The sequence below is a fragment of the Carnobacterium inhibens subsp. inhibens DSM 13024 genome (assembly GCF_000746825.1).
GTDB classification, from domain to species: domain Bacteria; phylum Bacillota; class Bacilli; order Lactobacillales; family Carnobacteriaceae; genus Carnobacterium_B; species Carnobacterium_B inhibens.
The window spans coordinates 1874032-1900458 of record NZ_JQIV01000006.1; the positions used below are offsets into that span (position 1 = coordinate 1874032).

Annotated in this window: 16 protein-coding genes and 2 rRNA genes; 17 read left to right on the forward strand and 1 reads right to left on the reverse strand. The window is 38.3% G+C overall.

Annotation, left to right across the window (positions count from 1 at the left end):
* Positions 1-67: 67 nt before the first annotated feature.
* Complete coding sequence (locus BR65_RS10170) at positions 68-1405, forward strand: M20 family metallopeptidase (RefSeq protein ID WP_023176636.1); 1338 nt, start codon at positions 68-70, stop codon at positions 1403-1405.
* Between the two features lie 59 nt (positions 1406-1464).
* Here the strand turns inward: BR65_RS10170 and BR65_RS10175 are convergent, their stop codons facing one another.
* Positions 1465-2439 carry an L-lactate dehydrogenase gene (locus BR65_RS10175; protein ID WP_023176637.1) on the reverse strand — a complete coding sequence of 325 codons (975 nt, stop codon included), beginning with the start codon at positions 2437-2439 and terminating at the stop codon, positions 1465-1467.
* 643 nt (positions 2440-3082) lie between these two features.
* Between BR65_RS10175 and pth the strand changes: the two genes are divergently transcribed.
* The 16 genes from pth to BR65_RS10255 all read left to right on the forward strand — a co-directional run bounded on the left by pth (position 3083) and on the right by BR65_RS10255 (position 26379).
* Positions 3083-3658 (forward strand): aminoacyl-tRNA hydrolase, encoded by a 576-nt coding sequence (gene pth / locus BR65_RS10180; protein WP_023176639.1) that lies wholly within the window; start codon positions 3083-3085, stop codon positions 3656-3658.
* 117 nt (positions 3659-3775) lie between these two features.
* Positions 3776-7327 (forward strand): transcription-repair coupling factor, encoded by a 3552-nt coding sequence (gene mfd, locus BR65_RS10185; protein WP_034538064.1) that lies wholly within the window; start codon positions 3776-3778, stop codon positions 7325-7327.
* 37 nt (positions 7328-7364) lie between these two features.
* Complete coding sequence (locus BR65_RS10190) at positions 7365-8954, forward strand: putative polysaccharide biosynthesis protein (RefSeq protein WP_023176642.1); 1590 nt, start codon at positions 7365-7367, stop codon at positions 8952-8954.
* Positions 8955-8964: 10 nt separating this feature from the next.
* A complete protein-coding gene (locus tag BR65_RS10195) occupies positions 8965-10020 on the forward strand; it encodes a MazG nucleotide pyrophosphohydrolase domain-containing protein (protein WP_034538065.1) in 1056 nt (351 codons plus the stop codon).
* Positions 10017-10286 carry an RNA-binding S4 domain-containing protein gene (locus tag BR65_RS10200; protein WP_034538066.1) on the forward strand — a complete coding sequence of 90 codons (270 nt, stop codon included), beginning with the start codon at positions 10017-10019 and terminating at the stop codon, positions 10284-10286. The genes BR65_RS10195 and BR65_RS10200 overlap by 4 nt, the downstream gene beginning before the upstream one ends.
* Positions 10287-10403: 117 nt before the next feature.
* Positions 10404-10820 carry an FtsB family cell division protein gene (locus BR65_RS10205; protein ID WP_023176648.1) on the forward strand — a complete coding sequence of 139 codons (417 nt, stop codon included), beginning with the start codon at positions 10404-10406 and terminating at the stop codon, positions 10818-10820.
* Positions 10821-10942: 122 nt separating this feature from the next.
* Positions 10943-11437, forward strand: coding sequence for a S1 domain-containing RNA-binding protein (locus BR65_RS10210; RefSeq protein WP_023176650.1), 495 nt, complete (start codon positions 10943-10945; stop codon positions 11435-11437).
* Between the two features lie 115 nt (positions 11438-11552).
* Positions 11553-12959: a tRNA lysidine(34) synthetase TilS gene (tilS, locus tag BR65_RS10215; protein WP_023176651.1), complete on the forward strand. Its 1407-nt coding sequence runs from the start codon at positions 11553-11555 to the stop codon at positions 12957-12959.
* Between the two features lie 29 nt (positions 12960-12988).
* A complete protein-coding gene (gene hpt / locus BR65_RS10220) occupies positions 12989-13534 on the forward strand; it encodes a hypoxanthine phosphoribosyltransferase (RefSeq protein WP_187948871.1) in 546 nt (181 codons plus the stop codon).
* Between the two features lie 104 nt (positions 13535-13638).
* Entirely contained in the window at positions 13639-15801 is a 2163-nt protein-coding gene (gene ftsH / locus BR65_RS10225) for an ATP-dependent zinc metalloprotease FtsH (RefSeq protein ID WP_023176653.1), read from the forward strand.
* 95 nt (positions 15802-15896) lie between these two features.
* Complete coding sequence (gene hslO / locus BR65_RS10230) at positions 15897-16778, forward strand: Hsp33 family molecular chaperone HslO (RefSeq protein WP_023176654.1); 882 nt, start codon at positions 15897-15899, stop codon at positions 16776-16778.
* Between the two features lie 168 nt (positions 16779-16946).
* Positions 16947-17876, forward strand: coding sequence for a cysteine synthase A (gene cysK / locus BR65_RS10235; protein ID WP_023176655.1), 930 nt, complete (start codon positions 16947-16949; stop codon positions 17874-17876).
* 406 nt (positions 17877-18282) lie between these two features.
* Entirely contained in the window at positions 18283-19782 is a 1500-nt protein-coding gene (gene lysS / locus BR65_RS10240) for a lysine--tRNA ligase (RefSeq protein ID WP_023176656.1), read from the forward strand.
* 124 nt (positions 19783-19906) lie between these two features.
* Positions 19907-21088: an AI-2E family transporter gene (locus BR65_RS10245; protein ID WP_023176657.1), complete on the forward strand. Its 1182-nt coding sequence runs from the start codon at positions 19907-19909 to the stop codon at positions 21086-21088.
* Positions 21089-21680: 592 nt separating this feature from the next.
* Positions 21681-23242 (forward strand): 16S ribosomal RNA (locus BR65_RS10250).
* Between the two features lie 216 nt (positions 23243-23458).
* Positions 23459-26379, forward strand: a 23S ribosomal RNA gene (locus tag BR65_RS10255).
* Together the 16S and 23S rRNA genes form the textbook arrangement of a ribosomal RNA operon.
* Positions 26380-26427 lie beyond the last annotated feature (48 nt).

Genomic DNA, 26427 nt, shown 5'->3' on the forward strand with positions numbered 1-26427 from the left:
CGTATAGAAGTATACTATACGCATTATCTAATAGTTTAAAAACTTAAAAGTGAAAAGGAGTTTGGGTATGGATTCTATGATTAAAGAAGTACATAAAACAGAAAGTCTTTTGGCTTTGCAGAAATTGATTGCTATACCATCTGTGAATACTTCAGATGGTATGACAAACCCACCTTTTGGAAAAGCGATTGAAGATTGTTTGACAGAAGCATTAGTGATTTGCGAAGAATTGGGAATGACCACCTATCATGATCCAGCGGGTTTTTACGGTTACGCTGATTATGGTCAAGGAGAAGAATTGGTAGGAATCCTTTGTCATTTGGATGTGGTACCAGAAGGAAATTTAACTTTATGGAAAACTAATCCTTTTGAAGGTGTAGTGAAGGATGGCGTTATCTATGGTCGTGGAAGTCAAGACGATAAAGGTCCTACAATTGCTGCCTTATATGCATTTAAAGCAGTGGTTGATGCAGAATTAACCTTTAATAAACGAATCCGATTTATTTTTGGTACAGATGAAGAGACCCTTTGGCGTTGTATGGATCAGTACAACTTGAACGAAGAAGCACCGACAATGGGCTTTGTTCCTGATGGTGTCTTTCCTTTAACTTACGCAGAAAAAGGGTTGCTACAGGCTAAGTTAATAGGGCCTGGAAGTAACAATCTTGCTTTACATTGCGGTGAAGCATCAAATGTTGTTCCGGGAAAAGCGAGTTATACCGGTCAAGATGCAAACGAAATTGCCGAAACGCTAAAAGAATTAGGAATAGATTATGTACTAGCTAATCAAATGATTACTGTAAATGGAAAAGCGGTTCATGCAAGTACAGCCGAACTGGGAATTAATGCTATAAATAAACTAGCTCAAGGTTTAGCCGCTCATTACACTCATCCGGTAATAAATTTTCTAGCAGAAAAAGTTGCAAATGAAACAAATGGCTTTAGTATCTGTGGAGAAGTTAAAGACGCATTAACTGGAGAATTAACGTTTAATGTAGGGAGTGTTCACATAGATGAAGCAAGTTCTGAGATTGTTTTAGACTTGCGAATTCCTGTCAAGTACACAATAGAAGGCATAGCTTCACTAGTGGAGAAAACAGCCAATGAATACAAATTGGTTTATGAGGAATATGATGCTGTTCCATCATTGTATATTCCGAAAGAAAGTCCGCTCGTTCAAACGTTAATGGCTATCTATCGTGATAAAACAGGCGACTTATCTGAACCAACTACTAGTGGCGGAGCAACTTATGCTCGGAAAATGACCAATATGGTAGCTTTTGGTGCTCACTTCCCGTATACAAAAAGCCTAGCTCATCAAGAGAATGAAGGTATGAAGTTAGAAGAGTTGTATTTAGCGATGGACATTTATGCAGAAACAATTGCTCAATTATGTTGTAAATAAAAATAAAAAGGAACGGAGTCGAGAAAAATTCTCAACTCCGTTCCTTTTATTAATAAAGATTAGTTTTCTTTTTCCAAAGCTTCAAATGCATCGGCAGTAATTTTTTTTAATGTAGATGCAGATAAATTCATTTTGTCCATTTCAGAATCATTTAGTGGAATCTCGATAACGCGTTGGATTCCCTGTCTGTTAATGATTGCTGGAGCACCAATGAATACATCATTTTGTCCATATTCACCGTTTAAGTGAACTGAAAGAGGCAACACAGCATTTTCATCATTGAAGATAGCTTTTGTAATCCGAGCAAGTGACACAGCAATACCGTAGAACGTAGCACCCTTTTTCTGAATAATATTGTAAGCAGAATCTCTTACGCTAAAGAATACATCAACAAGAGCTTTTTCGTCAGTCTCTGGATTATCTTTGATCCACTCATTGATGCTTAGTCCAGCAATGTTTGCATGAGACCATACTGGGAACTCTGTATCTCCGTGTTCGCCTAAAATATAACTATGAACGTTACGTGTATCAACGCCTGTTAATTCAGCGATAGCTTGACGGAAACGAGCGGTATCCAGTGAAGTACCTGATCCAATTACGCGGCTCTTAGGAAGTCCAGAAAATTTCCAAGTTGCATAAGTCAATATATCTACAGGATTTGTTGCTACTAAGAAGATACCATCAAAGCCACTATCCATTACTTGACCAACTAAGCTTTTGAAAATTCTTAGGTTTTTTTGTACTAAGTCTAATCGAGTTTCACCTGGCTTTTGAGCTGCACCAGCTGTAATTACAACGATATCTGCATCATGGCAGTCGCTATAACTTGCTGAGTAGATTTTTTTAGGAGAAGTAAATACTAAAGCATCTGATAAATCAATAGCATCTCCTTCTGTTTTGTTTGTATCGATATCGATGATTCCTAATTCTTGAGCAATATTTTGAGTTACTAGGGCAAAGGCATAACTAGAACCAACTGCTCCATCTCCAATTAAAATTACTTTTTGGTGGTCTTTTACTTCTTGTTTAGTCATGATGCAACAAACTCCTTTATAAATATTATTCTTACTAAAGATAGTGTAACACTTAACAAACTTTTTGTAAATCGAAATTTAAAAAATAAACAAAACTAACAGAAACTGATTAATAGGCTTTTTTTTTCGAAAAAATTATGTGAAAAAAATCTATTTGTTTACATAAATCAGGTTCAAATGTCTAGGTTTATTAATTAAAGCGTTCGGCCGAAACAAATAGTAGAAAAACGAAAGTCTTTTGTATACTTTCGCTTACATCATATAACTAAAGTGTAGTATTTCAAAGCGAAAAGTGATGAATAGATGATAATTTGAAAATAAAAAGATTAAATTCATTGAATTTTTTTTAAAAAAACCAATGGTAGTAAGAGAGATAGGGCAATAATAATGGCCGAACGATCAGTACGTAATAGAATGAGAGAATGAAAATTTTGATGGGAAAGTCTGTAAGTCTTTTGAAAAGATTTAGACATAAAGATTAGAGAAAACCCATAGAACTGTGGTATACTATATGAAATTGTTACTGGACGAATTTTTTTCGTGCGGCGCTTTTTTGCGTAAAAAATGCTTAGTATCCATTGAATGGATAAAAAGAATGGATAAAAAAAGAAATGTGAAATAATCAACTGGAGTGTACTAAATAATGAAAATGATAGTTGGCTTGGGAAACCCTGGCGCAAAATATAAAAACACAAAACACAATATTGGTTTTATTGCAGTGGATGAATTTGCGATTCAGCACAAAATGGAGTTTAGTAAAACGAAATTTGAATCACTGTATGCAGAAGCGTTTGTTGGAACTGAAAAAGTTCTTTTAGTAAAACCGCAAACATTTATGAATGATTCGGGAAGAGCTGTTCGTCAGTTAATGGATTATTTTAATGTGGAAGTAAAGGACTTAGTTATTATTTATGATGATTTAGATTTGCCTGTTGGAAAATTACGCTTGCGTCAAAAAGGTAGTGCAGGCGGACACAATGGGATTAAGAGTATTATTCAACACATAGATACAGCAGACTTCAACCGTATTCGAATTGGAATCGATCGTCCAGTGGGGAAACAAACAGTTATACAGCATGTGTTAAGTGGTTTTCCTAAAAGTCAGCACGAAGAACTGTTGATTACAATCAAAGATAGTGTAGCAGCGTTAGAGTATTGGATAGAAGGACATCCGTTTTTAGAAGTTATGAATCAATTTAATAAAAAAAAGAACGCATAAAAAAACAGAAAATGTGAAACTAAAAAAAGTAGTGAAGCCCAGAAAATTCTGAGCTTCTTTTGTTCAGTTTAATGATCTGTTTGTAAATAAAAAAATAGATTGGAAGGAGCTCTTACAGTGGGAGATATAAAAAAAATACTAGCTGATGCGCCTGATGTTAAAGCTTTGCTAGATCAACTAGAGCAACAAGAGCAACATCAATCACAATTGATAACAGGATTATCTGGTTCAGCAAGAACGTTAGTCCTGAGTACGTTAGTAGCAGAAAAGAAAAAGCCATTTATTATTGTGACGCATAATTTATTTCATGCCAATCAGTTGATGGAAGATTTTGCAGATTGGGTACCTGAAGACCGACTACATCTTTTTCCGGTTGATGAAATGATCTATGCAGAAATGTCTGTAGCTTCACCTGAGGCAAGAGCTGAACGAGTAGCAACATTAGATTTTTTGTTATCTGAAAAATTTGGTGTTGTGATTGTACCTCTTGCGGGTGTGCGTAAATTATTGCCGCCAAAAGAAATATGGCAGGCCGCACAATTTACAATCAAACAAGGAGGGGAACTGGATTTAACTCATTTATCTCAGCGATTAGTAGATATGGGCTATACTCGCCAACAATTAGTGAATAGTCCTGGTGAATTTAGTATTCGCGGTGGAATTGTCGATATTTATTCTTTAACCGAAGAATTTCCAATTCGGATTGACTTGTTTGATACTGAAATTGATTCGTTGCGTTATTTTGATGCTGCTACACAACGTTCCATTCAAACAATTGAAAAAGCAACTATTCTTCCCGCAACAGATACCGTTTATACCAAAGAACAATTAACGGCTGCAGCACCTAAATTTAGTAAAGCTGTCGAAAGAAATCTAGGATTAATACAAGATGCTTCCGAAAAACAAACGTTTATCAAGCAAATGACACCTATTTCAGATGCTTTCCAAAAAGGTGAACCAATTGATGAATTAACGATGTTTACAGATTTTATTTATCCTGAAAAAAATAGTGTATTGGATTATATGAGTAAAAAAGGAATGGTTGTGATGGATGAGTATCCTAGGATAATGGATACTGATCGTCGGTTAAGTGAAGAAGAAGCGGAATGGGTAATTAGTAAACTGAGTGAGCGACGCATTTTGCAAAATCAAGTCTTTTCAAATAATTTTCGTGATCAATTAAAAGCATTAAACACGAGTATCTTATACTTTGCAGTTTTTCAAAAAGGAATGGGAAATACTCGGTTTAATCACATTCATGCTTTTCAATATCGGAATATGCAGCAGTTTTTTGGTCAAATGCCATTACTTAAAACAGAGATGGATCGTTGGATAAAACAAAAAAATACGATTATCATCATGGTACCAAATACTGATCGAGCTAAAAAAGTACATCAAACGTTCAAAGATTTTGAAATTACGAGTAAAATAGTCAAGCCTGCTAGGCTTGAACTTGAAAAAGTGCAAATCGTTGAAGGGTATGTTCAGTCAGGTTTTGAGATGCCGACAGATAAACTGGTAGTCATTACCGAACGAGAGCTATTCAATAAAGTCACTAAGAAAACTGCTAGACGCCAAACACTATCCAATGCAGAACGGTTGAAAAGTTACAGCGAACTGAATCCTGGGGATTACGTTGTCCATGTTAATCACGGGATTGGGAAATATACGGGAATGGAAACTCTTGAAATTGATGGCATTCATCAAGATTATATGTCGATCATTTATAAAGATGATGCGAAATTATTTATTCCTGTAACTCAACTTAATTTACTGCAAAAATATGTTTCTTCCGAAGCGAAAACGCCAAGAGTTAATAAATTAGGCGGAACAGAATGGGCTAAAACAAAGAAAAAAGTGGCGACTAAAATTGAAGACATCGCGGATGAACTCATTGAGCTATACGCTGCCCGAGAACAAGAAGTAGGGTATGCATTTTCTCCAGATGATGCCTATCAAGAGGAATTTGAGAATGCTTTTCCGTATACAGAAACAGATGATCAATTGCGTAGTACTGCTGAGATCAAACATGATATGGAACAGAAAAAACCAATGGATCGTTTACTCGTTGGTGATGTTGGATATGGTAAAACAGAAGTAGCAATGCGGGCAATTTTTAAAGCTGTTCAAGAAGGAAAACAAGCAGCCTTTTTAGTGCCAACAACTATTTTAGCGCAACAGCACTATGAAACGATGCTGCAACGCTTTGCTGATTTTCCGATTGAGATTGGTTTATTGAGTCGTTTCCGAACAAAAAAACAGCAGAATGAAACGATAGCAGGTCTAAAAAAAGGACAAGTTGATATTGTTATTGGAACACACCGTATTTTATCAAAAGATATTGAATTTCAAGATATCGGTTTACTGATAGTAGATGAAGAACAACGATTTGGTGTGAAGCATAAAGAGAAATTAAAACAGTTAAAAGCACAAGTGGATGTCCTAACCTTAACTGCAACACCTATTCCACGAACGCTTCATATGTCTATGCTAGGTGTAAGAGACTTATCTGTTATCGAAACTCCACCTGCAAATCGTTATCCGGTTCAGACATATGTAATGGAACAAAATCTAGGAGCAATACGTGAAGCTGTTGAACGAGAAATGGCACGTGGCGGACAAGTCTTTTATTTATATAATCGAGTAGCTACGATTGAGAAAAAAGTAGATGAACTACAACAGTTGATTCCAGACGCGAGAATCGGCTATGCCCATGGGCAAATGACAGAAGGACAACTTGAGAACACGTTGCTGCAATTTATTGAAGGGGAATACGACATGTTAGTCACCACTACGATCATTGAGACTGGTGTCGATATGCCCAATGTAAATACGTTGTTTGTAGAGAATGCAGATCATATGGGATTATCACAATTGTACCAATTGCGCGGTCGCGTAGGTAGAAGTAATCGTGTTGCATATGCCTACTTCTTGTATCAGCCAAATAAAGTGCTAAATGAAGTCAGCGAAAAAAGATTACAAGCGATTAAAGATTTTACTGAACTAGGCTCAGGATTTAAAATCGCCATGCGTGACTTATCGATTCGTGGTGCTGGAAACCTATTGGGAGCACAGCAACATGGGTTTATTGATTCAGTTGGATTTGATTTGTATTCAGAGATGTTAAGTGAAGCAGTAGCTCGTAAACGAGGGATAGACGCGAAAGAAGAAAAAACGCAAGTTGAAATTGATTTAGGAATCAACGCTTATCTACCAGGTACGTATATAGAAGATGAACGTCAAAAAATTGAAATTTACAAACGTATCCGAGAATTGAGATCACACGAACAATATGTAGAACTACAGGATGATTTAATTGATCGTTTTGGGGAGTACGCAGATGAAGTAGCAGACTTGTTAACGATTGGATTAATCAAAATGTACGGTGAACGTGCACTGATAGAAACAATCAAACGAACAGACGATGAAGTCGAGTTAACATTTTCTATTGTAGGTACTCAGTCGTTGCCTGCAGAAGAAGTGTTTAGATCGTTAAGTGAAGTGCCTTTAAGAGCAAATGTAGCTGTCAAGAAAGACCGTTTGATGGTTACGCTACAACTGAAAAAAGAACCAACCTACCAATGGTTGGGATATATTCAAAAGTTTGCACAAATCATTGTAGACTATCGCACTAAAGAAGCGGACTCATCCAAGTTATCTGAAAATTAAAGAATTGAATCAGGTAAGATAAGCGAGGGCAAAAGAAATGGAAAATCAACAAATGAAAAAAATGATGAATGGGGCCGTTATTCTTTCAGTCGCAGCGTTTATTGCTAAAATTTTAAGTGCTGTTTATCGAGTACCTTTTCAGAATATGGTCGGAAATTCAGGTTTTTATGTATACCAACAGATCTACCCTATTTATGGAATTGCCATGACGGTAGCATTGAGCGGCTTTCCTATTTTCTTATCAAAGTTAGTTGCTGAAACGTCTACAACGCATGAAAGAAAAAATCTTTTAAAAAAATCATTTGTGTTGTTGAGTATTTTTTCAGGAGTATTCTTTTTAAGTATTTATTTTTCAGCCTCTCTAATTGCCACTTGGATGGGTGATGTTAAATTAGAGCCTATTATCCAAACTGTTTCATGGTTATTCTTACTTATTCCATTTTTAGCCACCAGTCGAGGGTACTTTCAAGGCACCTTTCGAATGTTGCCGACAGCTGTTTCTCAAGTGGGGGAACAATTTGCGCGGGTGGCTGTAATCTTGATAGTGGCTTACTTGTATACACGGAATCAATGGGATGAATACCAAATGGGAACAGCTGCAATGAGCAGTTCATGGGCAGCTGGTTTAGTAGCCTGTTTCATCTTAGGTATAGCTCTTTACAAACAACAAAAAACAAACTTAAGGCAAAATTCAAAACCTCTACCTTCTTTAAATGAAACGTTGAGTTATAAAACGATCGCAAAACGTTTTTTTACAGAAGGTGTCACAATGTGTTTGCTGAGTGCTTTATTGATTCTTATGCAATTGATTGATTCTTTCACTTTGTATAACGGATTGCTAGAAAAGGGATTGAGCACGTTTGAAGCAAAAAATATCAAAGGGATCTACGACCGTGGACAACCATTAGTTCAACTAGGTATGGTAGTAGCCACAGCTTTCTCAGCTAGTTTGATTCCTTTGTTGAGTAAATCTTTTGCACAAAATAATAAAGCAGCCTTTTTTCGCACAGCACAATCTTTGATGCGTATTACTGCAACATTTGCTATGCCTGCCACTACTGGAATCATCATGTTGATGCCGTATTTAAATCTCACGTTATTTGGTGACACCGACGGAAATATGGTGTTAAGTCTTTATAGTGTCTCTATTCTGTTAACTTCTTTAATTGGAGCATATAATGCTATTTTTCAAAGTCAAAACAAGCACCAAAATGCTTTAGTGAGTTTAATGATTGGGCTAGGGATAAAGATAGTACTGAATGAATGGTTTGTTGAGAAGTATGGAACACTTGGTTCAAGTGGAGCTACTATAGTGAGTTTATTCGTTATTCTATTAGTCATGTGGTTTAATTCACCAAAAGAATTAAAAGAAAGTTTATTAAAGAATAACTTCGGTTGGAAATTAGTGCTAAGTTGTGGTGTAATGGCTATTATAGTATGGGTGATCATGCAATTAATTGGACAAAATGCTCTGATTGAAGAAAGTCGTTTAGCTGCTTTTGGGTATACATTAGTAGGTGCAGTCATAGGGGTTGGTGCTTTTTTACGAATGATAATCAAATGTAATTTGTTGACGCTTCGTGAATGGCTGTCTCTTCCTTTTGGTAAAAAATTATTAAGAAAGTAGGCAAAATGAAATGGGGAAAATTAAGGTAGTTGGGCTTGGTCCAGGAGATATTGAACAGCTTCCATTTGGAGTCTATCAATTACTGAAAAAAGAAAAACCATTGTATCTACGAACTAAATTACATCCAGCAGTAGTTGATTTGGAAAAAGAAGGAATCATTTTTCAATCTTTTGATGCAATTTATGAAGAAAATGAGCAATTTGAAGATGTTTATAAAATTATTGTGGAAAATCTATTAGAGACTGCCCGACAAGAAGATATTATCTACGCTGTTCCAGGACATCCGATGGTAGCTGAAAAATCAGTTCAATTGCTGTTGGAAAATGAAGAAGGTATCTTAATCGAAATCAAAGGCGGAAAAAGTTTTCTTGATGATCTTTTTCAAGCGGTAAAAATCGATCCAGTAGAGGGTTTCCAATTAGTAGACGCATTAGATCTGAATCAAGATGAATTAGAAGCCAGTCAGCACATTATTGTTATGCAGGTATTTAATGAATACATTGCCAGCGAAGTTAAATTAACCTTAATGGAAAAATATCCCGATGAACATCTTGTAGCTTTGGTACATGAAGCTGGAAGTAAAACAGAAAAAATTGAATGGTTGCCATTATATGAAATGGATCGAATGGAAGATGTCCATAATTTGACCTCGTTATATGTTCCTCCGTTACCTATAGATGAGCGGACAAAATCATTTCAGACTGTCCAGCATTATATGGATGCTATTACAGGAGAAAATGGCGATGCTTGGATAAAAGAACAAAACCATGAGTCTTTAGTTGCTTATATGGAAGAAGAAGCACTAGAATTTAAAGCAGCAGTTGAAAATGATGATATTGATAATATGGTGGAAGAGTTAGGCGATGTCTTGATGCAAGTACTCTACCACACAAACTTTGGCGAGCAGTCAGGATACTTTTCATTTGAAGAAGTGATTGAGACCTTAAATAAGAAGCTTCGTCGCCGTCACCCGCATGTTTTTGATGGCATTAAAGCAGAAACACCAGAGGAAGTCGACGCAATTTGGCAAAAAATAAAAGCTGAAGAAAAGAGGAACAACAAATGAGACTAGACAAATTTTTAAAAGTATCCCGAATCATCAAACGCCGTACGATTGCAAAAGAAGTAGCAGATAAAGGCCGTATTCAAATCAATGGCATACCAGCTAAATCTTCTTCTGATGTTAAGGAAGGCGATGAGTTAACTATAGCTTTTGGAAATAAAACGTTAGTAGTTAAAATTGATAAAATCGTTGAGACAACTAAAAAAGAAGAATCAAAAGATATGTTTAGTATAGTAAGTGAGACCTATAAAGAAGAACCAACTAATTAAATATAGAACACAGAAAAGTATAAATAGTTTAGTTGATTTTAGCTGATATATAGACAAAGTAACTGCTTTCTTGCTATAATCATTTTATAATGTGGGAATAGAAGGTGAGCGTTTATTATGAAGAAAGAAAACACAACGAATATTGCTAAATTAACTAACGAGTATACCCATAATAAAACACTTCAAGTTCTTCGAGAGCGTAAGCATAAACGCTACATGCGTAGAAGAATCACAGTCATACTTGCTGTCAGCGTTTTCTTCGTATCAGGATTTGCCATCAATATATGGACAAATACTCAAACCATTTCTCAAATGGAAGTAGAAAAAGAAGAAGCTCAAACTGAATTAAAGTTAGTTGAAAAAGAACAAGAAGATTTAAATAATCAAATCAGAAAATTAGAAAATGAAGAATACATTGCTAAAGTAGCACGGAGTCAGTATTATTTATCTGAAGATAATGAAATTATTTTTAGTCTGCCAGAAGATAATGCAGCAAATGGTATTGAAAAACCGAATGACTCTGAAAAAGAGTAGATTAATAGGTATAAGTTAAATCATTGCTTTAAATTTAAGTTTATAAAATTAAATAATCGTTTTATGTCACAAGATATCATGGTATAATAACCGTACAAGTTTTAAGGAGGAAGCAATTTTATATGTCAATTGAAGTTGGAGAAAAAGTTACAGGTACAGTTTCAGGAATTACGAATTTTGGTGCGTTCATCGATTTAGGTGATAGAAAAACAGGTTTAGTTCATATTAGTGAAGTTTCAGATAGCTTTATTAAAGATATCAAAGACGTGTTAAAAGTAGGAGAACAAGTTACTGTTAAAGTAATGTCCATTGGAGATGACGGTAAGATTGGTCTTTCAATTAGACGTGCGGTAGATAAACCAGCTGAACCAGCTGCACCTGTTCGCGAAAGAACCAGCAGTTATCAAGGTCGTCGCGATAGCAATAGCACTAATAGTAGTGGTCGTAGCAGCAGTGGTTACCAAAAAACTGATCGTGGAGCAAGAAACGCAGGACCGAAGAAAGAAGACTTCGATTCTTTGATGAGCTCATTCTTAAAAGATAGTGACGATCGATTAACTTCTCTTAAGCGCAATACAGAAGGCAAACGTGGCGGACGCGGCGGACGTCGTAACTAAAAAATAAGGTGAAAGGATAAGGAAACTTATCCTTTTTTATGTTGTAACAAATAATAGTGAAGACCTCAACAGGCAAGGGTAGAATAACCAGAATTAATGTAAAGGAGCAGTTAAAATGGATATGTATGCTGAGTTTTTAGAGAAATGCCAAAACAATCTCTATTGGAATACGACAGATCGTTTGCTGCTGGCTGTATCTGGTGGGGTAGATTCTATGGTGCTGTTAGACTTGATTCAACGGTTGCCAAGCTCCCTTCGACCTTGGTTTGGAGTTGTCCATGTAAATCACGAATTGAGAGAGGCTTCTATAGAAGAAGAACACTTTATTTTTGAGTATTGTATCAAAAAAAATATCCCTTTTTTTTCAAGAAAGTGGGATATAGATACTCATCCTGCTGAAGGAGTAGAAGCAGCTGCCAGAGAATTCAGGTATACTTTTTTTCATGAAATGCTAGAAGAACAACAAGCGACTCATCTGCTTACGGGACATCATAGGGATGACCAAGCAGAAACTATTTTGATGAGATTGGTTCGCGGAGGTCAATTAGAAAGTATTGCAGGAATAAAAAAGCAACGAGTATTTCACGGGAAACAATTGATTCGTCCGTTATTAGATTATGATAAGGAAAGTATCTACTATTATAGTCAAGAACAAGCATTATCCTTTTTTGAAGATGAAACAAATAAAAGTTTAGATTACACGAGAAATCGATACAGGCACCAAATCGTTCCATTGCTAAAGAAAGAAAACGCTCAAGTGCTGACCCATTTTTCTGATTTCTCATCTGATTTATTAGATTTGATTCAGTTAGCTGAAAAAGAGATCAAAAGAAATACAGCAAATGTCTGCATTCAAAAAGGTATTAACAAATGGGAATTGGATATTCCGTTGTTTTTAACCTTTGAACCGGCTATGAGGCGTCAAGTTATGCAACTTTTATTTAATCAAGTATTCGAGACAGAAGTTCATCCTGTTGGAAGAAAGCACCAAATACAAATGATCCATTTAATAGAAAGTATCAAGCCAAATAGTCAGGTAGATTTGCCTGGAAATTGGGTAGGTCAGAAATCTTATCAAAAACTTTATTTTTTTAAAAGAACAGCCAAATTGGAAGTTAATACAAAAAAAATAGAGCAAGAACTTTCCTTGAATTTAGGGAAATGGATACAATTGCCTACAGGAGCTCGAATAGGATTATTCGAAGCTGATCAAGCATTGACTATTAAAAATAAAGATGCCCAAGTTATATGGTTAAACCCTTCTAGTATCAGTCTTCCGCTGCAAGTCAGAAATCGAAAAGCGGGAGATCGAATGACGTTAAAAGGACTAGAAACTGGGAGCAAAAAAATTAAAGATTTGTTTATTGATCAAAAAATCCCGTATGATAAACGTGAAGAAGCTATTATAGTAGCGGATAGCAGGGGAGAAATCATTTGGTTAGTAGAATATAAGGAATCAAGATTGTCTATTGTGCCAGAAACTGATAAAATACATTACATACTCATTTATGAAAATAATTAAGAGTATAGGTAATGAAAAGGAGAACTTAAATAATGAAAAATGATATTGAACGTGTGCTTTTTTCAAAACAAGAATTAGCTGAAAAAACAGTAGAATTAGGCAAACAGTTAACAGAAGATTATCAAGACAAAAATCCTTTAGTGGTTGGAATCTTAAAAGGAGCAATGCCGTTTTTATCTGATTTAGTAAAAGAAATGGATATTTATCTAGAAATGGACTTTATGGACGTTTCAAGTTATGGAAACGGAACAGTTTCTTCAGGAGAAGTTAAAATTGTTAAAGATCTAAACACAAATGTAGAGGGCCGCGATTTATTGTTAGTAGAAGATATTATTGACAGTGGACGTACATTGAATTACTTGATTGATATGTTCAAATACCGTAAAGCTCGTTCAGTTAAAATTGTCACGTTATTGGATAAACCTGAAGGACGTGTTGTGGATATTAAAGCTGATTATGTTGGCTTTTTAGTTCCTAATGAATTTGTTGTTGGGTATGGTTTGGATTATGCTGAAAGATATCGTAACTTGCCTTACATCGGAGTTTTAAAACCTGAAATTTACGAAGAGAAATAAATGGTCAATGTTGGTCAAATGTGGTACAATATATAAAATCAAGCATCATTTATAATAAAATACAGAATAGAACTTAAAAAGTTTGTTTGTAGAAGGAGGGCACAATGAAAAAAGGACTCTTTAAAAACGGGTTCTTCTATGCGATCGTTTTCTTAGTCATTATAGGAATTGTAACTTGGGCAACAGGTGGAAACTCAGGGCAAGAGAATACAAACCTTTCAGCTAGTGAATTCGTAGCGCAATTAGAAGATAATAAAATCAAATCATTTACAATTCAGCCAAATGCTGGAGTTTACCAAATCACGGGTGAATACCGTGAAGAACAAGAAAAAGCTGAAGAGGAAAGTTCTAGCCAAAGTATCGATATTTTTGGCACAACAGATACAAGTAGTACAACATTTACTACAGCAGTCTTGCAAAATGATTCCTCTGTACAAGAAATTACAACATTAGCAAACGAAAAAAATGTTAAATACACACCTCAGCAGGAAGAAACAACTGGTATATGGGTTACGCTGTTGATTTCAGTATTGCCGTTAGTTATTTTTGTCTTCTTTATCTACATGATGATGGGACAAAGTGGTCAAGGTGGTGGTGGCCAAGGCGGACGAGGTGTCATGAATTTTGGCAAATCAAAAGCTAAAGAAGCAGACAGCAAAGCTAGCAAAGTTCGTTTCTCTGATGTAGCAGGAGCTGATGAAGAGAAAGAAGAATTAGTTGAAGTGGTTGAGTTCTTGAAAGATCCAAGACGTTTTGCAGCACTTGGAGCACGTATTCCAGCAGGTGTCTTGTTAGAGGGACCTCCAGGAACGGGTAAAACATTGCTTGCAAAAGCAGTTGCCGGTGAAGCAGGAGTACCTTTCTTCTCGATCTCTGGTTCAGAATTTGTTGAAATGTTTGTTGGGGTCGGTGCAAGCCGTGTTCGTGACTTGTTCGAAAACGCTAAAAAAGCTGCTCCAGCGATTATCTTTATTGATGAAATTGATGCTGTTGGTCGTCAACGTGGAGCCGGAATGGGTGGCGGACACGATGAACGTGAGCAAACATTAAATCAATTATTAGTAGAAATGGATGGTTTTGCCGGAAATGAAGGAGTTATCGTCATTGCTGCTACAAACCGTTCCGATGTCTTAGATCCAGCATTGTTACGTCCAGGTCGTTTTGACCGTCAAATTTTAGTAGGACGTCCTGATGTTAAGGGTCGTGAAGCCATCTTAAAAGTTCATGCGAAAAACAAACCTTTAGCACCTGATGTTGACTTAGCAGTTGTAGCAAGACAAACTCCAGGTTTCTCCGGAGCAGATTTAGAAAATGTATTAAATGAAGCTGCCTTAGTAGCAGCTCGTCGCAATAAAAAAGAAATTGATGCATTAGATCTTGATGAAGCTCAAGACCGCGTTATTGCTGGTCCAGCTAAAAAAGACCGTGTTATTAGTAAAACAGAACGTGCAATGGTTGCTTACCATGAATCTGGACACACAATTGTTGGAATGGTTCTAAATGATGCACGTATCGTTCACAAAGTTACGATCGTCCCTCGTGGGAAAGCTGGCGGATACGCAATCATGCTTCCTAAAGAAGATCGTTTCTTAATGACTAAAAAAGAAATGTTTGAACAAATTGTTGGTTTGTTAGGTGGACGTGTAGCTGAAGAGATGGTATTTAACTCTCAATCATCTGGAGCAAGCAACGACTTTCAACAAGCGACTCAATTAGCTCGTAGTATGGTTACTGAATATGGTATGAGTGACAAATTAGGTCCCGTTCAATACGAAGGAAACCATCAAGTATTTGTAGGTCGCGATTATGGTCAAACAAAAGCTTACTCCGAACAAATTGCTTATGAAATCGACCAAGAAGTTCGTCGTATCATTACTGAAGCTCATACTGAAGCTCGTAGAATCTTAGAAGAGTACAAAGCAGAGCATAAATTGATTGCTGAAAAACTTCTTGAGATCGAAACATTAGACGAACGTACTATCAAGAGCTTATTTGAAACAGGTGAAATGCCTGTAGCTCCTGATGCAGCTACTGAAGAATTTCCACATGAATCAGAAGGATCTTCTTTTGAAGAAGTGAAAAAAGCTCGTGAGGCTAAAGAAGCAGCGCGTCTAAAAAAAGAGCAAGAAGAAGAAGCGAAAGCTAAACATTCTGTTCAAGACGATGATAAAGATATCGTTGAAGAAGTGAAAAAAGAATTAGGTACAGATGAAGATCTTAATCATAATGATGAAGACAAATCTGATGATTCTTCAAAACGTTCGTAATCTAACAAACACAAAATTAAAAGAGGGATGCGACACTGTTGCGTCCCTCTTTTGTACTCAATTTAAATCAAAGAATTATTAAAGGAGCGAAATAAATGTCAGATTATTTATTAAAAAGTATTTGTTTTAATGGACAAGTACGAGTGTATACAATTGATGCAACAGAAACAGTGAGAGAAGCACAACAAAGACATGATACATGGAGTGCATCCTCAGCAGCTTTAGGGCGCACGATGATTGGAGCCTTATTGTTAGGAGCTACTTTAAAAGGTAATGAAAAAATCACCGTTAAAATTGAAGGCGATGGTCCGGTTGGACACATCATTGTAGACAGTAACGGAAAAGGTGAAGTAAAAGGATATATTGCCAATCCAAAAGTGAGTTTGCCACCGAATGATCTTGGGAAAATTGATGTTCGCGGAGCAGTGGGAACACAAGGCAGCTTGACTGTAACAAAAGATCTTGGGATGAAAGATACTTTTTCAGGACAAGTACCATTGGTTAGTGGAGAATTGGGAGAAGATTTCACTTATTATATGGCTACTTCTGAGCAAACTCCTTCAGCATTTGGATTAAGTGTTCTTGTAGATACTGATGATACTATCAAAACAGCTGGCGGATTCATGATTCAAGTTATGCCCGGTGCAACAGACGAAACCATTACTAAGCTAGAACAAAGTATTGCATCTATTCCGATGGTATCTCAATTAATGGAAAATGGTGAAAAGCCAGAAGAAATACTAGAACGTTTAGTAGGTAAAGGAAATGCTAAAATTTTAGAAAAATCACCAGTAGCTTTTAACTGTGATTGCTCAAAAGATCGTTTTTCTAGAGCAATTATTGCTTTAGGAGAAAAAGAAATCGATGATATGATCACTGAAGATCAAGGTGCAGAGGCGAGTTGTCATTTTTGTGGCAATAACTATAACTATACTGTAGAAGAATTAGAAGCGCTAAAAGAAAGTTCAAAAGTTTAAAGAAAGGCTTTGAGTAGTTGGTTGAAAAATCAATTGTTCAAAGCTTTTATTTTTTTAGGTCGATGTTTTATGAGTAAACCTATTATGAGAATCATTGTGCTTGATATTGTAAGCGATAAACCTTAAACTAAAAAAGACAAAGAACTTAAATTTAGGAGGTAACATAATATGGTAAAAGTAGTTCATTCAGTAACGGATTTAATTGGAGAAACGCCTATTATACGTTTAACAAAAGTGGTTCCTGCAGATGCAGCAGAAGTTTATGTAAAACTTGAATCATTTAATGTAGGCGGAAGTGTAAAGGATCGTATTGCTTTAAATATGATCGAAGTAGCTGAGCAAGAAGGAAAATTAAAACCAGGCGATACTATTATAGAACCAACAAGCGGAAATACTGGGGTTGGTTTAGCAATGATCGCAGCTGCTAAAGGCTACAAAGCTATTTTTGTTATGCCTGATACAATGAGTTTAGAACGTAGAAAATTATTAAAAGCTTATGGAGCGGAATTGATTTTGACACCGGGAGCAGAAGGTATTTCAGCTTCAATCAACAAAGCAACAGAGTTAGCAGAATCAAAAGGGTACTTTATGCCTATGCAATTTGAAAATGTGGCTAACCCTGCTGTACATGCTGCTACTACTGGACCAGAGATTTTAGAAGCTTTTGGCGGAGTTTCACCAGATGCATTTGTTTCAGCAGTCGGTACTGGGGGAACCTTGACAGGTGTTGGACAAGTCTTGAAACAAGCGGATCCTGCTATTAAAATTTATGCTTTAGAACCAACTGAATCGCCTATTTTAAGTGGCGGAGCTAAAGGACCACATAAAATCCAAGGAATCGGTACAGGTTTTGTACCTAAAGTTTTAGACACAGTACTTTATGATGAAGTCTTACAAGTATCTAGTGATGATGCATTTGATATGACACGTCGTTTAGCTGCAGAAGAAGGGTTGTTAGTTGGTATCTCTTCAGGTGCTGCAATTAAAGGAGCAATTGATGTGGCGATAAAATTAGGTCAAGGTAAAAAAGTTATTACCGTAGCCCCAGATAATGGGGAACGTTACTTGTCAACAGCTGTTTTCCCATATGTAGAATAATAAACAATGCAAAAAGAGAGTGAGACAAAAAGCGTTTAGACCCGAATCACTGGAACGAATAAGCGCAGTATGGTCATAGACCATCGAGCATTATTCGCGAAGTGGACGTCGGGTCTGTTTTTCGGAGCACGTTTTAGAATGAATATTCGTATAAAAAGAGGAGGCTAGGACTTTTGTCCCGGCCTCTTTTTAGGTGTACCTTTAACTCGATTTAAAAATATGGTAATATATTAATTATAAAATTCATGTATGAAATCTAAGTTAATAAGATAAACAAGTTAAACAAAAAAGTTAGGAAATGCATGAGAACATTTGTAATTTCCTTGCTTTTTTTTTGTTATGTTGGCATTATTAAGAGTGATGATTTGAGTACGAACGAATTTACAAAAGAAATGGAGCGGTAATAATGAGCCACGAAGAATTAAATCACGAAGAATTAAATGATCAGTTGATTGTCCGCCGTGAAAAGCTTGATACCTTGCGTGAGCGTAATGTAGATCCATTTGGTGGGCGTTTTGAAAGAACCCATCTATCAAATGAATTACACAAAGCTTATGATGAGTTTACTAAAGAAGAAATAGCTGAAAAAGAAGAAACAGCAACTGTTGCTGGTCGTATCATGACTAAACGCGGCAAAGGAAAAGTTGGGTTTGCTCACTTACAAGACCGTGAAGGACAAATCCAAATTTACGTACGTAAAGATACTGTTGGTGAAGAAGACTATGCTACCTTTAAAAGTGCTGATTTAGGAGACTTTATTGGTGTAACTGGAACGATCATGAAAACTGACACAGGTGAAGTAACGATTAAACCAACTTCAATTACCCAGTTGTCAAAAGCATTGCGTCCATTACCAGATAAATACCATGGATTGACAAATGTTGAACAACGTTACCGTCAACGTTATTTAGATTTAATCAGTAACCGAGAAAGTTTTGATCGTTTTACTAAACGTAGTCAAATTATTCGCGAAGTTCGTAACTATTTAAACGAACAAGATTACTTAGAAGTGGAAACTCCGACATTGCATAATTTAGCTGGTGGGGCTGCTGCACGTCCATTTATTACACACCACAACGCTTTAGACATGGAATTGTATTTGCGTATAGCTCTTGAGTTGCATTTGAAACGACTAATCGTTGGAGGGATGGAAAAAGTCTATGAAATTGGACGAGTTTTCCGTAATGAAGGAGTAGATACAACTCATAATCCTGAATTTACAATGTTAGAAGCTTATACTGCTTATACTGATTTTGAAGATGTGATGGATTTAGTTGAGGGATTGATTCGTACAGTAGCTCAACGCGTCTTAGGAACAGGAAAAATCACTTATAATGAACAAGCAATCGATTTAGAAACTCCTTGGAAACGACAACACATGGTTGATGCGATAAAAGAATACTCTGGGGTAGACTTTTGGAAACATATGACAGATGAAGAAGCGCGTGCATTAGCGAAAGAACATGATGTACCTGTAACAGAACACAGCCAATTTGGACATGTTGTCAATGAATTCTTTGAAAAATTTGTAGAAGATAAACTGATTCAACCAACTTTTATTTATGGACATCCTTTAGAAATTTCGCCGTTAGCTAAGAAAAATGTAGAAGATCCTCGCTTTACAGATCGTTTTGAAGCATTTATAGTTGGTAATGAATATGGTAATGCCTTTAGTGAATTAAATGATCCAATTGATCAACGCGAACGTTTTGAAGCGCAAATGAAAGAACGTGCCTTAGGAAACGATGAAGCTCATATGATTGATGAAGATTTCCTTGAATCATTAGAATATGGTATGCCTCCAACAGGTGGATTAGGAATCGGAATTGATCGATTAGTTATGCTCTTAACAGATGCACAATCTATTCGTGATGTACTATTATTCCCGACAATGCGTAATCAATAATAAAAAAATCAATCCCTTTCAAGGGGGTTGATTTTTTTACTTTATATATGAAGTAGTTTAAAATAAAAAGATAAGGATTGGGCGGAATAATGAATGTCCGAAAATTTAAATAAGGAGGGACACAATGAAAGAGAAAACTAGGTTCATGAACTATTTAGGGGGCAATAATACTCTTTTTACATTACTGATTCTCATAATGATAGGAATCGTTATTTACATTTATCATTCTATTGCATTTATTTTTGAGCCATTAAATGTTATCTTTTCAACATTAATAGCACCTGTTATACTGGCTTTCGTTTTTTATTATCTTTTAAATCCAATTGTTGATTGGATGGAAAGACATAAGATAAAACGGATTTGGAGTGTCATTATTTTGTTTGTGGCCATTATTGGCATTTTAATAGGTGCAGTAGCATTAGCCTTTCCGCCGATACAAGAACAAGTGACTAGTTTGGTGAATAACTTTCCTACCTATGTTGATACGATTGGGACGACTGTCATTAGTTGGGTAGATGGTACACCACTTGAAAATTCTGCAAGTGACTTAGTAGAATGGTTAAACAGCTGGGTGAGCAATATACCGAGTATCGCTGTAGACTATTTTGATACAGCAGTAAATGGATTAACAAATATTTTTTCTACGGTTTCAAATGTGGTGGTAGTTATAGTGACATTTCCGATCATTGCATTTTTCTTGTTGAAAGATGATGAAAAATTTTTCAGTTATGTAATGAAAATTATTCCGCCAAAATTTAGAAAAGATACAAAAAATATCTTTGCGACGATCAACGAGCAAGTAGGATCTTATATCAAGGGTCAATTAATGATCTCACTTTCTTTAGGAATCATGATGTTTATAGGCTTTTCTATAATTGGTTTAGATTATGCAGGTGTATTAGCTATAGTTGCAACATTTACAAGTATTATTCCGTATGTTGGAGCAGCTCTTGCAATGATACCTGCGATAATAATAGCCTTGACTACCTCGTGGGTTATGGTTCTCAAATTGATCATTGTCTGGGTAGTTGTTCAATTTGTAGATGGTAATTTAGTTGAACCAAATATAATGGGCAAAAATTTAAACGTTCACCCATTAACTATTATTATTGTCTTGCTTGTTTTAGGAGATCTGCTTGGTTTTGTTGGTTTAGTTTTAGGAGTACCTATTTATGCTATTTCAAGAGTACTAGCAACATTTGTCTTTAGGAAATTTAAACAACGATATAATAAATACTATGGTGATGAATCGGGCTACTATGAAGATACAGAATTTACATTAGAAAAATATCAAGATAAAAAATAAATTCGGTAAAGTAAAAACTCTAACTTACGCGAAAACTTAATAAGGTTAACTAAAAGAACATCTAATCTAGATTATTTATTTAGGTTGGATGCTTTTTTTCTATAAACAAAGGCTTTGTAAATAGTAAAAAGAGATAATTTGTAATAAAAAGTATAAATATGTAGTAAATTGAAAAATCATTCATATTGAACGATTGATGAAATAAGATTTAAGTTATTCGTTTTTAGTTAAACGAGAACGTTTTCTCTATAAGAATGGAATTTAATAGTTCGCTTATAAAAAATAAATTATATTTTTATCCAAAAATCATTGACGATATGTTAAATCCCTGTTATATTAATACATGTCGCTGAGACAGGTTGAAATAAACCGACACAGCGAAAAAGAAAATTTAAAAAGTTGTTGACAAGTGATATCGAACATGATATTATTAGTAAGTTGTCACAAACGAAACATTCAACTTTAGACCTTTGAAAACTAAACAAAGTAAGACGAACCAAATGTGAGGGTGACTCAGCAGTGCTGAGTCAACAGTAACAAATATAGTGAATAATTATTCGCTAGCAATCAATAATGAGCTTCAAGCATCATTTTATATGAGAGTTTGATCCTGGCTCAGGACGAACGCTGGCGGCATGCCTAATACATGCAAGTCGAACGCTTTTGTTTCACCGGGTGCTTGCACCCACCGAGACAAAAGAGTGGCGGACGGGTGAGTAACACGTGGGTAACCTGCCCATAAGAGGGGGATAACATCCGGAAACGGATGCTAATACCGCATATTTCCAATTGTCTCCTGACAGATGGAAAAAAGGTGGCTTCGGCTACCGCTTATGGATGGACCCGCGGCGTATTAGCTAGTTGGTGAGGTAATGGCTCACCAAGGCGATGATACGTAGCCGACCTGAGAGGGTGATCGGCCACACTGGGACTGAGACACGGCCCAGACTCCTACGGGAGGCAGCAGTAGGGAATCTTCCGCAATGGACGAAAGTCTGACGGAGCAATGCCGCGTGAGTGAAGAAGGTTTTCGGATCGTAAAACTCTGTTGTTAGAGAAGAACAAGGATGAGAGTAACTGCTCATCCCCTGACGGTATCTAACCAGAAAGCCACGGCTAACTACGTGCCAGCAGCCGCGGTAATACGTAGGTGGCAAGCGTTGTCCGGATTTATTGGGCGTAAAGCGAGCGCAGGCGGTTCTTTAAGTCTGATGTGAAAGCCCCCGGCTCAACCGGGGAGGGTCATTGGAAACTGGAGAACTTGAGTGCAGAAGAGGAGAGTGGAATTCCACGTGTAGCGGTGAAATGCGTAGATATGTGGAGGAACACCAGTGGCGAAGGCGACTCTCTGGTCTGTAACTGACGCTGAGGCTCGAAAGCGTGGGGAGCAAACAGGATTAGATACCCTGGTAGTCCACGCCGTAAACGATGAGTGCTAAGTGTTGGAGGGTTTCCGCCCTTCAGTGCTGCAGCTAACGCATTAAGCACTCCGCCTGGGGAGTACGACCGCAAGGTTGAAACTCAAAGGAATTGACGGGGACCCGCACAAGCGGTGGAGCATGTGGTTTAATTCGAAGCAACGCGAAGAACCTTACCAGGTCTTGACATCCTTTGACCACTCTAGAGATAGAGCTTTCCCTTCGGGGACAAAGTGACAGGTGGTGCATGGTTGTCGTCAGCTCGTGTCGTGAGATGTTGGGTTAAGTCCCGCAACGAGCGCAACCCCTATTATTAGTTGCCAGCATTCAGTTGGGCACTCTAGTGAGACTGCCGGTGATAAACCGGAGGAAGGTGGGGATGACGTCAAATCATCATGCCCCTTATGACCTGGGCTACACACGTGCTACAATGGATGGTACAACGAGTCGCAAGGTCGCGAGGCCAAGCTAATCTCTTAAAGCCATTCTCAGTTCGGATTGCAGGCTGCAACTCGCCTGCATGAAGCCGGAATCGCTAGTAATCGCGGATCAGCACGCCGCGGTGAATACGTTCCCGGGTCTTGTACACACCGCCCGTCACACCACGAGAGTTTGTAACACCCGAAGTCGGTGAGGTAACCCTTTTGGGAGCCAGCCGCCTAAGGTGGGACAGATAATTGGGGTGAAGTCGTAACAAGGTAGCCGTATCGGAAGGTGCGGCTGGATCACCTCCTTTCTAAGGAATTTAACGGAAACCCACACATTCGTACTTACTTTGTTTAGTTTTGAGAGGTCTAATCTTCTCAATAGATAGATGTTGTTCTTTGAAAACTGGATAAAGTTAAAAATTGTAATTCAAGTAAGAAACCAGAAACACACCGAAAAGTTTTAAAAATGAGTTTTTTAAGGTTCTCATCGTAAGATGAGTATTGAACATTAACGATTAACCATAGGTTAAGTTAATAAGGGCGCACGGTGAATGCCTTGGCACTAGGAGCCGATGAAGGACGGGACTAACGCCGATATGCTTTGGGGAGCTGTAAGTAAGCTTTGATCCAAAGATTTCCGAATGGGGGAACCCAGCATCTTTGATAGGATGTTACTGCTAACTGAATACATAGGTTAGTAGAGGTAGACGCAGAGAACTGAAACATCTAAGTACCTGCAGGAAGAGAAAGAAAAATCGATTCCCTGAGTAGCGGCGAGCGAAACGGGAATAGCCCAAACCAGAAAGCTTGCTTTCTGGGGTTGTAGGACTGAACACATAGAGTCATAAATGGATTTGGTAGGAGAAGCGACCTGGAAAGGTCTGCCGAAGAAGGTAAAAGCCCTGTATCCGAAACCACATCCACTCTGATCAGTATCCTGAGTACGGCGGAACACGAGAAATTCCGTCGGAATCCGGGAGGACCATCTCCCAAGGCTAAATACTCCCTAGTGACCGATAGTGAACCAGTACCGTGAGGGAAAGGTGAAAAGAACCTCGGAAGAGGAGTGAAATAGCCCCTGAAACCGTGTGCCTACAAATAGTTAAAGCCCGTTAATGGGTGATAGCGTGCCTTTTGTAGAATGAACCGGCGAGTTACGATCCCATGCGAGGTTAAGTTGATGAGACGGAGCCGTAGCGAAAGCGAGTCTGAATAGGGCGAATGAGTATGTGGTCGTAGACCCGAAACCAAGTGATCTACCCATGTCCAGGTTGAAGGTGCGGTAATACGCACTGGAGGACCGAACCCACGTATGTTGAAAAATGCGGGGATGAGGTGTGGGTAGCGGAGAAATTCCAATCGAACTTGGAGATAGCTGGTTCTCTCCGAAATAGCTTTAGGGCTAGCCTCGGAATTAGAATCATGGAGGTAGAGCAACTGTTTGGACTAGGGGCCCTTCTCGGGTTACCGAATTCAGATAAACTCCGAATGCCATTGATTTATATCCGGGAGTCAGACTGCGAGTGATAAGATCCGTAGTCGAAAGGGAAACAGCCCAGACCACCAGCTAAGGTCCCAAAGTTTATGTTAAGTGGAAAAGGATGTGGAGTTGCTTAGACAACTAGGATGTTGGCTCAGAAGCAGCCATCATTTAAAGAGTGCGTAATAGCTCACTAGTCGAGTGACCCTGCGCCGAAAATTTACCGGGGCTAAACATAACACCGAAGCTGTGGATAGAACCATTGGTTCTATGGTAGGAGAGCGTTCTAAGGGCGTTGAAGCTAGATCGTGAGGACTAGTGGAGCGCTTAGAAGTGAGAATGCCGGTATGAGTAGCGAAAGACGGGTGAGAATCCCGTCCACCGAATGACTAAGGTTTCCTGGGGAAGGCTCGTCCTCCCAGGGTTAGTCGGGACCTAAGTCGAGGCCGAATGGCGTAGACGATGGACAACAGGTTGAGATTCCTGTACCAGTTTGTTTTGTTTGAACAATGGAGGGACACAGTAGGCTAAGGAATACGCGCTGTTGGATATGCGCGTCCAAGCAACAAGTTTTGAAGTGAGTCAAATGCTTGCTTCTTTAAGAACAAGTTGTGATGGGGAGGGAAATTAAGTACCGAAGTTCCCGATGTCACACTGTCAAGAAAAGCTTCTAGTTAGAAACAAACTGCCCGTACCGCAAACCGACACAGGTAGTCGAGGAGAGAATCCTAAGGTGTGCGAGAGAACTCTCGTTAAGGAACTCGGCAAAATGACCCCGTAACTTCGGGAGAAGGGGTGCTGACCAATTGGTCAGCCGCAGTGAATAGGCCCAGGCGACTGTTTATCAAAAACACAGGTCTCTGCAAAATCGTAAGATGACGTATAGGGGCTGACGCCTGCCCGGTGCTGGAAGGTTAAGAGGATGGGTTAGCTCTCGGGCGAAGCTCAGAATTGAAGCCCCAGTAAACGGCGGCCGTAACTATAACGGTCCTAAGGTAGCGAAATTCCTTGTCGGGTAAGTTCCGACCCGCACGAAAGGCGTAACGATCTGGGCACTGTCTCAACGAGAGACTCGGTGAAATTATAGTACCTGTGAAGATGCAGGTTACCCGCGACAGGACGGAAAGACCCCATGGAGCTTTACTGCAGTTTGATATTGAGTGTTTGTACAGCTTGTACAGGATAGGTAGGAGCCATTGAAGCCAGGACGCCAGTCTTGGTGGAGGCGTTGGTGGGATACTACCCTTGCTGTATGACCACTCTAACCCACAGCCCTTATCGGGCTGGGAGACAGTGTCTGACGGGCAGTTTGACTGGGGCGGTCGCCTCCTAAAGTGTAACGGAGGCGCCCAAAGGTTCCCTCAGAATGGTTGGAAATCATTCGCAGAGTGTAAAGGCATAAGGGAGCTTGACTGCGAGACCTACAAGTCGAGCAGGGACGAAAGTCGGGCTTAGTGATCCGGTGGTTCCGCATGGAAGGGCCATCGCTCAACGGATAAAAGCTACCCTGGGGATAACAGGCTTATCTCCCCCAAGAGTCCACATCGACGGGGAGGTTTGGCACCTCGATGTCGGCTCATCGCATCCTGGGGCTGTAGTCGGTCCCAAGGGTTGGGCTGTTCGCCCATTAAAGCGGTACGCGAGCTGGGTTCAGAACGTCGTGAGACAGTTCGGTCCCTATCCGTCGCGGGCGTAGGAAATTTGAGAGGAGCTGTCCTTAGTACGAGAGGACCGGGATGGACACACCTCTGGTGTACCAGTTGTTCTGCCAAGGGCATTGCTGGGTAGCTATGTGTGGACGGGATAAACGCTGAAAGCATCTAAGCGTGAAGCCCCCCTCAAGATGAGATTTCCCATCACGTAAGTGAGTAAGACCCCTGAGAGATGATCAGGTTGATAGGTTGGAAGTGGAAGTCTAGCGATAGATGGAGCGGACCAATACTAATCGGTCGAGGACTTAACCAAAGAATAAACGGTGTACGACGGTTTCTAAACGAAGAACAAACTTTTAAC